Source organism: Sphingomonas ginsenosidimutans (assembly GCF_002374835.1).
GTDB lineage: Bacteria > Pseudomonadota > Alphaproteobacteria > Sphingomonadales > Sphingomonadaceae > Sphingomonas > Sphingomonas ginsenosidimutans.
Genome location: NZ_NWVD01000024.1, coordinates 1 through 9,237, shown reverse-complemented (window position 1 = coordinate 9,237; position 9,237 = coordinate 1). Strand labels below are relative to the sequence as shown.

Sequence of the window (9,237 nt, the reverse complement as noted above, 5' to 3'; positions counted from 1 at the left end):
CGCTCGGCGGAACGCAAATCGACTGCCCTTGACCGGGCGACCGATGAGGTCCGCGCGCTGATTGCGACCGCCGATGGATCTGAAGTCCACACCCACGACCTCGAGACCCAGGTTGAGCGGGCGCAGTGCGCCGAAAGCGCGATGCTGGCGCTCGAAGAGATGCGCGAAGTCGCAGCAGCCCTATACCTGAACGAGTTCGGTTCCTCCTGGAAGCCGGTCTCCAGCTCGCGTTTCAACCACAGTGCCATGCTGACTTCCGCGCTCGTCGAAGGCCGGGATTTCCTGCGCGCCCGTGCCGAAGCCAAGCGCCGTGCGGCCGTGCCCGAAGGAACCCCGGTCGTGTTCGCTGGCGGGCGCACCCGTCATGCTACCGAAGACGATGCACTGAACTTCGGCAACAATGTCTGGGCCACGCTCGACAAGGTTCGCGACCGCGTGCCGGACATGGTGCTCATCCATGGCGGCGACACCAAGGGCGTCGACCGTCTGGCATCGAGCTGGGCTGAACGTCGCGGTATTCCGCAGGTGACGTTCTCGCTCGATATGCGGCTGGGCGCCCGTGCTGGCTTCAAGCGCAACGAGCGGATGCTCTCGCTCGAACCGCGCTACGTCATCGCGTTCCCGGGTAATGGCGTACTCGAACGCCTGGTCATCGAGGCCAAGGCGCGGAGGATCACCGTGGTCGATCGTCGCGGGCCCCTTGGCACCAATCCGAAGAACACTTCGGCCAGCACCGACTGAGACCCTGTCGGCCTTCGCGCCAGCGCCGGATCGGCGCTGGCGTCGTCCGTCAGAGGAAAGGCGAGCGCCTGTCGGTTGGAGCCAGCGGATGGTCGTCGGCTCCGTTCTACAGGAGGCATTCCATGATCGATATCGAAGCCGTGATGGCCGACTTTGCCGTTCGCCAGGCCGAGCGGCAGACCCAGGTGGTCGAAGAGATTCAGCAGCTCAAGACCGTCATTCTCCCGCGCTTGCAGGAAGCCGGCATCGCCCGCGTCGAGATCCGCTTTGACGGTTGCGGCGACAGCGGTGCGGTCGAGGAATGTGTCTGCCTCGATGCCGCTGGCGCGGCGATCGCGTGCCCTGATGTTACGCTGCAGGAAGGCGAAGCACATACGGCGGATGGTGCCGGTTCCGAGCAGCTGCCGTCGCTTGGGCAAGCTCTCGATCAGCTGACCTATCTGGCGCTCGAACGTCACCACCCTGGCTGGGAGATCAACGACGGTGCCTGCGGCGAACTCGTGATTGATGTGGCTGAAGCGACCTTCGTGCTCGACTGCAGCCTACGCTTCACCGCGACCGATGATCACTCGACTGAGCTCTAGGAGACCCGGCATGGCACACTGCTACTACCACGCCCTCTCGTCGGTCCGGAAATGGGGCGGCACGGTCGATGACTATCTGCCGCTTCACCAATGGTTCGACCAGTCCAAGGCAATCCTGGCAGACCCTCGGCACCGCGCGCTGCGGCACCATGCCGAGGGGATATTCATGCTTGAGGCAACCTTCGGCGAGACCCTCGTCAATGCCGATGACCGGGTCGTTCCGGTGCGACTGGTCGGCGAGCAGCACGTCCGCGAAGACTTGGGCTCGATCCCCTCCTTTGCGGACTGGGCGCGCTTGATCACGCCGCAGGCCTGGATGCTGCGAGGCAACCCTCTGGACGGTGCTGAAGGAGTGACGATCGATATGCCTGCCCCCGGCGAAGCAGGTGCGTCCAGGAGTGCGCCACCTGCTGGAGGAGCGGTCCCTACCGTGATCTGAGAGGGGGTTCTCCGGTGGAGGGCTGGGGTGGATAATCCGGCCAAGACCGGAGGGAAACGAGCCAGGGCAAACCTTATCAAGGCATCCGGCTCCACCCGGCTTCGATACAAACCTGTCCCTGAATCACCCCCCGTCGAGACGCGCAACCCGGATCAGGTCCGGCCGAGTTGCCGGGCTGTGCCCGGCTGCCCGCACCACCCGAACCAGTTCCGGGTTCCCCTTCGGTGCGCTTCGCCGCGGGGCGCTTCTGCTCGGGTTTGCAGCCGGGATGGACCCGGAATGCTCGATCAGGAGAAAGCCCATGACCAATCTCGTTATCCTCGTTGGCCGCATCGCTCGCGACCCCGAAACCCGCACCACCCAGGGTGGAACCAGCATCACCTCGATCTCGGTCGTCACCGACCGTCCCGCCCGCAAGGATGGAAAGACCTACAAGGACGAGAACGGCTACACCGCCAAGGACAGCGAATTCCACCGGATCACCTGCTTCAACGGCCTTGGCCAGAACGTCGCCAAGTACTGCACCAAGGGCCAGCTCGTGACGGTCGAGGGGCGCATCCACTACACCCAGTGGGAAGATCAGAGCGGCACCAAGCGCTACGGCTGCGAGATCATCGCCGACAAGGTCGACTTCCTCACCAAGGGCCGTTCTGGCGGCAACGAGGGCGCTCCCGATATCGACGAGGACTGAATGTCCTTACCCCACGACAAGGCCCCGGTGGTAGACGCCATCGGGGCCTTTTCTTTTGCTCTGGGGCAATGCGGCGGCGCGGGGCATCGAACCCCTTGCCGCCGCTGGGTTGGCCTTAAGCGGGGGCGATCCGCTTCAGCGTTTCGTCGATCCCGAGTGCCATCGATGCACGCACGACCTGGCGCAGTTTTGCCGGTTCGATCGTCTCGGCGCCGCACTCGATCAGCAGCCTGCCGAGTTCGGTCGCTGCCTCTTCGCGAAGACGAGCTTCCTCGCTTTCGAGCCTCGCACGCTGTTCACGCAGCTTCTTCAGCGCATCGCGCGCAGTGGGTTTGGACCTGGCCATAGGGTTTCCTTCTTGCTGGCCGTTGGTCCCCTCCGCTGACGATATTGGCATTCCGGACGCATGTAGGAAAATGGTTTGTGGAGCGATTGGTGCGCTTTCCCGCTGACGTTGGAGAGGTCTCTCTCGCAGAACGACCAAGTCTGATGCGGGCTTTGGGGCTGCGTCAAGGACGACGGGGCCCCACCATTTTTACCGGGCAAGCCCGGCAAAAATCGTTGCCCCCATCGCCGCTTCGCGGCCGCTGACGCGGTCCCTGACCCAGCCCGTCACCCACATCTTTCGCAATCCCTGATGCGACGCATCGAACATCAGGAGGAAAGATCATGTACGCTTCGCTGAACATTGCCGATGCCGGTCTCAAGGCAGATCAGGCCGCCTTCGTTGCTGCACTGGATCAGGCCCATGCCCGGTCCTTTCACAGCTACTACACGCAGTATGTCCTGACCGATGACGAGGCCGGATACATCGCGGTCGATGAAGGAGACTATGGCGCCTTGCCCAAGGCCATGTTGGACAGGGTAATCGACACAGTTCCGGGCCGTCTCAGCGATGAATTCTGATCCGCCGGTTTGGGAGGAAGTCCGTCAGGGCTTCCTCCTTTCTTTTTGCTCGCAGACTGTTTCGGCATCTCTCAGCCGGGACGGGAAGGCGGGTCGCAAGCTTCAGTCGGGGGTATCGGAACGGTCGAGATCGGTGAGCCGCTCTGGCATATCCAGGACCTTCAACGCTGCGGCCTCGATTGCCTCTGCCTGCGTCGGGAAAGTCTCGGAAGAACTGATCGACAACCCGTTCGGGTAAGTGACTGTCGCCTGGAAGCCGTTGCCCTTCGGTGTCGCACTCAATGTGACTTGGCCCATGCCGTGCTTCCTTGTTGCCCGGGGTGATGCCCGCATCATAGGCATCGATCCCGTCTGTGCCTATTAGGATCCGAGGCATCGGCAACCTGTAGAGCGACCGGCCGAACCGACATCGCAGACCGCATCATCCGTTACAGGCTCAATAGCTGGTTCCTGTCCTCGCAGCTGGGGACGGTTGAGCACACCCTACGCGACCGGTCGCAGGAAGGATGGGCGATAAACCACGAAAATACAGATATTTGTGTGGGGGATACTGGATTGGCAGCTTCTCCGTCAAAAATGACGTGGGCGAGGGGAGTCACGTAGAATTGACCCAAGCAGCGCAGCGATTAGCGGAATTTCGCCGAATTCTATGTTCTTGACATGTTCTTGAATCTGACTTAGCTTCGATCCTGCCTTTCGCAGTGTGAACCGGGCTCCTGACCATAAGGAGTCCGTGCATGACACGGCCAATCTGTCTCCAGGTTTACATCTCGGCCGAGCTCAGCTCGCTGATCCGCAAGGCTGCCAAGGCCAAGGGGATCAGCATGAGCGAATGGGTTCGTGTCTTGCTCGCCAATGCCTGCGCCGAGGACGATCTTGCCTCCCGGCTCGACACTTCCATTGAGCGCATTTCCCGCCGCTCGGTGTTCCTCATGGTCGGTGTGGATGCGCTACTGGCAGGGCACCCCGACCACGCTTTGCGCGGTCGGGCACACCAAGCTTACGTGCGCAAATGCAAGGAGCTCGGCCTCACCACCGCTACCGGCGAGGGAGGTTCCGATGAAGCGTAACCTCGTCAATTTCACGCGCGGCAGCCAGCTGCTTGGCCATTTCAGCTTCATGTTCGCGGCGGGTCTCAAGGGCCCACTGATCGTTGCCACGCTCGTGATCTCATGGACGTCCTGGTGGACCATTTCGGCAGGGCTCACCGACCACGAAGTCTACCTTGTCTGGATGCGGATTTATGCCGCCATCTACGGTTTCATGGAGTTCGATCCTGCCAAGCGTATCACGCTGGAAACCGCCTTCGGCGCATCCATTCAGTTTCCGATTGCCCAACTCGACCACTACCCACCGGTTGTCCATGCGTGGGAAAAGCTGACAGATCTTCTGACCAGTGCCTTGTGGCGATCGGGGGTCCTGCTGGTCCCTGCCTTTGCCGTCTTCTACTGGTTCGCCGAGCGGTTCGGTGGTCGTTCCAAAGAACGCAAACACGAGCGCGGCGCCATGCTGGTCACGCTTCCCGAGCTCGTCGATGAACTGACAAACCACAACCGGCGCGAGCGCACCCGTGAGCTCGATTCCGCTATGGGCTGGAAGTGGCGGCTCAGCCTGCCGCGAGAGATCGCCCGGGTCTTTCCCTATCGGCCATCGCATATCGCCACGGTGGCTTATCCCTGGCGGCTCGAACAGAGCCACGCGATGCTCATTGGCACGACCGGCATGGGCAAAACCGTGGCGATCTCGGACATGATTGCGGAGGCAAGAGCCAAGGGCCAGCGCTGCGTGGTTTTCGATCTGACCGGTGCCTTCATCGAGCACTTCCATGCCGCCCATTGCGACATCATTTTGAACCCGCTCGATGCGCGCTGCCCCCAGTGGAGCCTCTTCGACGAATGCCGCACCGAAGGCGAATTCTGGGCCGCTGCCGACGCCCTTGTGCCCCATGACGGGGGCGGAGAAGCCCAGTTCTGGGTGATTGCTGCCCGCGCCCTGTTCGTCGAATTCTGCCTCAAGCTCGTGGCGGAAGGCAGGGCAACCAATGATGCCCTTGCCCGCGAGCTGATGACCGCGGACCTGTCGCGCGTGCATGCCATGATGCGCGGAACGATCGCCGATCCGCTGACCGCGCCGGAAGCCGCGCGCATGGCGGAATCGATCCGGGCCGTCTTCAACGTCAACGCCAAGGCGCTCAAGCTGCTACCGACTGCAGGTCCTCGTTTCTCGGTCCGCGAGTGGATTGAGGACGGAGCCGATAGCACCCGAAACGAAGGCTCGATCCTGTTCATTTCGGCCCGCTATGTCGACATGAGTGTTTGCGCGCAGCTGCTCACACTCTGGCTCGACACCGCGATGAACACGCTGATGACGATGCCTCGCACGCGCGATCTCAAGTGCTGGTTTTTCGTCGATGAGCTGGGGGCACTGCACCGCCTCCCAGCCCTCGAAAAAGGCCTGCAGACGGCGCGCAATTTCGGCGGCGCGATAGTCCTTGGCCTTCACGCCTATGCCAAGCTCAAGGAGGTTTACGGCGAGAACATGGCAATGACGCTGGCATCGCTCGCCCGGACGAAACTGATCCTCGGAACTGCCGACCGCGAAACGGCAACCTGGTGCTCTGACTTCATTGGACATCGCCAGGTCCGGGACATGGAAGAGGGCTATACCTACGGGTACAACAATGCCCGTGATGCGGTCAGCCTAACCCCGCGCAAGCACATTGAACCGCTCTTGCTGCCCGACCAGCTCATGAATCTGCCGCGCTTGTCCGGGTACATCAAGTTCCCCGATGGTTTCCCTGCTGCGCCCGTCAAGCTCACTCCCGTCGACCGTCCCAAGCGGGCGGAGACCTTCATCGCAAGAGTGAAGGAAGGGCCAAAGGCACGCGTCGTTGAGCCCCGGCCGCCGGCGGAGCAGTCTGAGCCATCCGCTGCATCGGCGGGCAATGAGCATCCCTCGGCCAACGACGACGGGGCAGGGAAGCCGGTCGTGCCCAAGCAGGGAGAACTGGCTCTCGACAATGCGCCGGAATCCGGGTCGAGGCAGAAGCCCGAGGCGACCGCAAAGGACTTGCAGCGGGCTGTTGAAAGCACATCGGGTAAGACGGCGAAGCAACAGGAACGAGCAGCCCGATCCGGGAAAGAGAAGGCGGGCAGGGCCAACCGGGATGTTTCTAAAACCCGAACTGATGCAAGGCCGAGAAATGCTGGCCCCTCCGCCCGCCCGCTCCTGCCTACCGGCGAGACCACCCCGACGCAGGAGCAGCCGGCTACTCCCAAGGGTACTGCTAGAGCCGGAACAACGGACGCAAATCCGCTGCAAGAGGGCAAGCAGGATGGCCCTAAGAGCGTGCGACCCAGCGATGCAGTAGCGCGCAAGCTGATGCTCGAGGATGGGCTGCGCGAGCAGGAACCGCCGCCAATCCCGGGTCCCGACCTCGGCGACATGGAGATGTGATCATGCCGCCGATTGCCGCAGCCTCGGGGGACAAACGATGCTATCGGTAGCCAATGTCCGCACCGCAGGCGGCGCGGCCAATTACTTTGCTGCCGACAACTACTACACGCGCGCAGACGCTGATCGCTCCGGCGAATGGCTGGGTGAAGGCGCTGCCGCCCTGGGGCTGGTTGGGGCCGTGGATGCGCGGCAGTTCGAGGCAGTCCTTAAAGGAATGCTGCCGGATGGTAGCCGGGTTGGAAGTGACAATCGGGCGCACCGCGCGGGGACCGACCTCACCTTTTCGATGCCGAAAAGCTGGTCGGTCCTTGCTCTGGTGGGCGGCGACAAACGGATCCTCGATGCCTACTCGTCAGCCGTCCGGGAAACCCTGCGCTGGGCCGAAAAGAACCTCGCTGAGACCAGGATGGAGGTTCGGGGCAAGGAGCGAGCCGTCCAAACCGGCAACCTTGCGATCGCGCTCTTCCAGCACGACACCAACCGCAACCAGGAACCCAACGCCCACTTCCATGCCGTCATTGCCAATGTGACCCAGGGGCCAGACGGCAAATGGCGGGCGCTGCGCAACGACAAGCTCTGGCAGCACAACACCTTGCTTAATGCCATGACAATGGCCCGGTTTCGGTTGGGCGTGGAGAAGCTCGGTTACGAGGTTGGGGAGTTCGGAAAGCACGGCAATTTCGAGGCTGTCGGGGTGCCCAAGGCCGTGCGCGATGCCTTCAGTTCCCGGCGTGGAGAGATCCTGGAGGCAGCAGCCCAAATGAACTTCTCAGGGCCGAGCGTCCTTGATGCCGCAACCTTGATGACCCGGGCCAACAAGGGCCGGATCGAGGATCGCGATGCGCTTACGCAGCAGTGGCAGGAAACGTCCGCCAGGCTTGGTTTTGATCCCGTCACGATCATTGCCAGTGCCAACGGCCGAAGTGCACAGGATCTTGGGAATGTGGCCGGCATCGGTCCAACGATGCGCGGGCTTGTCCGCCATGCTCAGGCCCTCGCAACCTCCTTTGCCGAGCGTCTGGGCCTGCGGGAAGGTGATCCTCTGATACCTGCCCGGTTGACCAATCGCAGTGTCGAGCAGGTCGCCGCAATTCATGCGGTCGCCTCGGCTGTCCGGCATCTGGGCGAGCGGGAAGCGGCATTCACGCGCACCGAGATCTACCGCACGGCACTTGGTTTTGCGCTCCCCACATCGCTTGCCGCGGTCGAGCATCGCGTCGATCAACTGCTCCGCCAGGGATATCTGGAGAAGGGCAGGGACGCAGACCGGGACCTGCTGACCACCCGCGACGCCGTCAGCCTTGAGCAGCGCATCATCGCTGGAGTCGAAAGCGGGCGCGGCGCCGCTTCGGCGATTGTCTCTCCCGACCTTGCTGGGCCCCGCCTGCAAGCCCTGTCCCAGATCAAGTACGGGCTCACCTTGAACGCCGGACAGGAAGGGGCGGGGCGCCTGCTGCTTGGATCGAACAACCGCATCGTCGCCATCCAGGGCGTTGCCGGGGCAGGCAAGAGCACGGTCCTCAAGCCCGTTGCGGACATTCTGCGTGAGGAGGGCAGGGCCGTGCTCGGGCTCGCGGTGCAAAACACGCTGGTCCAGATGCTTGAACGCGATACGGGTATTCCCTCGATGACGGTGTCGCGGTTTCTCGCGCGGCACCGCGATCTTCTCGAAGGGGCCGATGCGGACCGCCTCGCCGAGGCTCGGGCCGATATGCGCGGCAGTGTCGTGCTGCTCGACGAAGCATCTATGGTCGGCAATGCCGACAAGGAAAAGCTGGTGCGCCTCGCCAACCTGCTCGAACTCGGCCGCTTTGCCAGCATCGGCGACCGCAAGCAGTTGGGTGCCGTAGATGCCGGCAAGCCGTTCGATGTGATGCAGCAGGCCGGGATCGAGACTGCGGTGATGAGCACCAATCTTCGCGCGCGCAGCGAAGGCCTGCGTGAAGCCCAACAGGCAGCGCAAGAAGGGCGCATTGAGGATGCCATGCGCCATCTCGCACCCCAGGTGATCGAGGCGGGGAACGATGCTGCTGTCGAAGCCGCCGCCGCTTGGTTGTCGCTCTCGTCAGCGGCGCGCGAGGCAACCGCGATCTATGCTTCAGGCCGCAACCTGCGCAGTGCGGTGAACGATGCGGTGCAGACGGGCCTTAAAGCGAGCGGGGAACTCGGTCCTGAAACCATGCGGCTCCAGACCCTGTCGCGCGTCAATGTCACCCGCGAGGAGCTGCGATACGCGAGCACCTATACCCCCGGCATGGTGGTCGAGGTCGCGCGGCGTCAGCGGAGCCAGGGCCTTGCAGCAGGCGAGTACCGGGTGGTCGGAACTGATGTACCTCGCGAGCGGGTCACGTTGGAGAACGAGCGTGGCCGGCAGTTCGAGTTTCGTCCCGGTCAGATACGACCGCAAGGTGAACAGGATC

General features: G+C 62.8%; 10 protein-coding genes. 8 read left to right on the top strand and 2 right to left on the bottom strand.

The annotated features are described in order from the left end of the window. From COA17_RS18135 to COA17_RS18120, 4 genes are all read left to right on the top strand, one after another. Positions 1-741 (top strand): DUF2493 domain-containing protein (locus COA17_RS18135; protein ID WP_096614281.1); only part of this gene is annotated, 741 nt, incomplete at its 5' end. A gap of 122 nt (positions 742-863) precedes the next feature. After that, positions 864-1,325 carry a DUF6878 family protein gene (locus tag COA17_RS18130; RefSeq protein ID WP_096614279.1) on the top strand — a complete coding sequence of 154 codons (462 nt, stop codon included), beginning with the start codon at positions 864-866 and terminating at the stop codon, positions 1,323-1,325. Positions 1,326-1,335: 10 nt separating this feature from the next. Continuing rightward, a complete protein-coding gene (locus COA17_RS18125; protein WP_096614277.1) occupies positions 1,336-1,764 on the top strand; it encodes a DUF6915 family protein in 429 nt (142 codons plus the stop codon). A 301-nt stretch (positions 1,765-2,065) separates the two neighbouring features. Further along, complete coding sequence (locus COA17_RS18120) at positions 2,066-2,455, top strand: single-stranded DNA-binding protein (protein ID WP_037445600.1); 390 nt, start codon at positions 2,066-2,068, stop codon at positions 2,453-2,455. A 115-nt stretch (positions 2,456-2,570) separates the two neighbouring features. Here the strand turns inward: COA17_RS18120 and COA17_RS19990 are convergent, their stop codons facing one another. Beyond that, a complete protein-coding gene (locus tag COA17_RS19990; RefSeq protein ID WP_245857941.1) occupies positions 2,571-2,801 on the bottom strand; it encodes a DUF6437 family protein in 231 nt (76 codons plus the stop codon). Positions 2,802-3,124: 323 nt separating this feature from the next. On the opposite strand from COA17_RS19990, the gene COA17_RS18110 reads away from it, so the two are divergent. Next, positions 3,125-3,361, top strand: coding sequence for a hypothetical protein (locus COA17_RS18110; RefSeq protein ID WP_066120159.1), 237 nt, complete (start codon positions 3,125-3,127; stop codon positions 3,359-3,361). Positions 3,362-3,463: 102 nt separating this feature from the next. Here the strand turns inward: COA17_RS18110 and COA17_RS18105 are convergent, their stop codons facing one another. Then, positions 3,464-3,658, bottom strand: a complete 195-nt coding sequence (locus COA17_RS18105; RefSeq protein WP_096614273.1) for a hypothetical protein — start codon at positions 3,656-3,658, stop codon at positions 3,464-3,466. Positions 3,659-4,098: 440 nt separating this feature from the next. Between COA17_RS18105 and COA17_RS18100 the strand changes: the two genes are divergently transcribed. From COA17_RS18100 to mobF, 3 genes are all read left to right on the top strand, one after another. Continuing rightward, positions 4,099-4,431, top strand: a complete 333-nt coding sequence (locus tag COA17_RS18100) for a hypothetical protein (protein ID WP_096614271.1) — start codon at positions 4,099-4,101, stop codon at positions 4,429-4,431. Beyond that, positions 4,421-6,817: a type IV secretion system DNA-binding domain-containing protein gene (locus tag COA17_RS18095; RefSeq protein WP_096614269.1), complete on the top strand. Its 2,397-nt coding sequence runs from the start codon at positions 4,421-4,423 to the stop codon at positions 6,815-6,817. Before COA17_RS18100 ends, COA17_RS18095 begins: the two co-directional genes overlap by 11 nt. A 37-nt stretch (positions 6,818-6,854) precedes the next feature. Beyond that, positions 6,855-9,237 (top strand): MobF family relaxase (gene mobF, locus COA17_RS18090; protein WP_096614267.1); only part of this gene is annotated, 2,383 nt, incomplete at its 3' end.

Excerpts from the sequence above, each read along its gene's own strand:
- COA17_RS18130 (WP_096614279.1), top strand. The coding sequence starts at position 864 with ATGATCGATATCGAAGCCGTGATGGCCGACTTTGCCGTTCGCCAGGCC.
- COA17_RS18125 (WP_096614277.1), top strand. The coding sequence starts at position 1,336 with ATGGCACACTGCTACTACCACGCCCTCTCGTCGGTCCGGAAATGGGGC.
- COA17_RS18120 (WP_037445600.1), top strand. The coding sequence starts at position 2,066 with ATGACCAATCTCGTTATCCTCGTTGGCCGCATCGCTCGCGACCCCGAA.
- COA17_RS19990 (WP_245857941.1), bottom strand. The coding sequence starts at position 2,801 with ATGGCCAGGTCCAAACCCACTGCGCGCGATGCGCTGAAGAAGCTGCGT.
- COA17_RS18110 (WP_066120159.1), top strand. The coding sequence starts at position 3,125 with ATGTACGCTTCGCTGAACATTGCCGATGCCGGTCTCAAGGCAGATCAG.
- COA17_RS18105 (WP_096614273.1), bottom strand. The coding sequence starts at position 3,658 with ATGGGCCAAGTCACATTGAGTGCGACACCGAAGGGCAACGGCTTCCAG.
- COA17_RS18100 (WP_096614271.1), top strand. The coding sequence starts at position 4,099 with ATGACACGGCCAATCTGTCTCCAGGTTTACATCTCGGCCGAGCTCAGC.
- COA17_RS18095 (WP_096614269.1), top strand. The coding sequence starts at position 4,421 with ATGAAGCGTAACCTCGTCAATTTCACGCGCGGCAGCCAGCTGCTTGGC.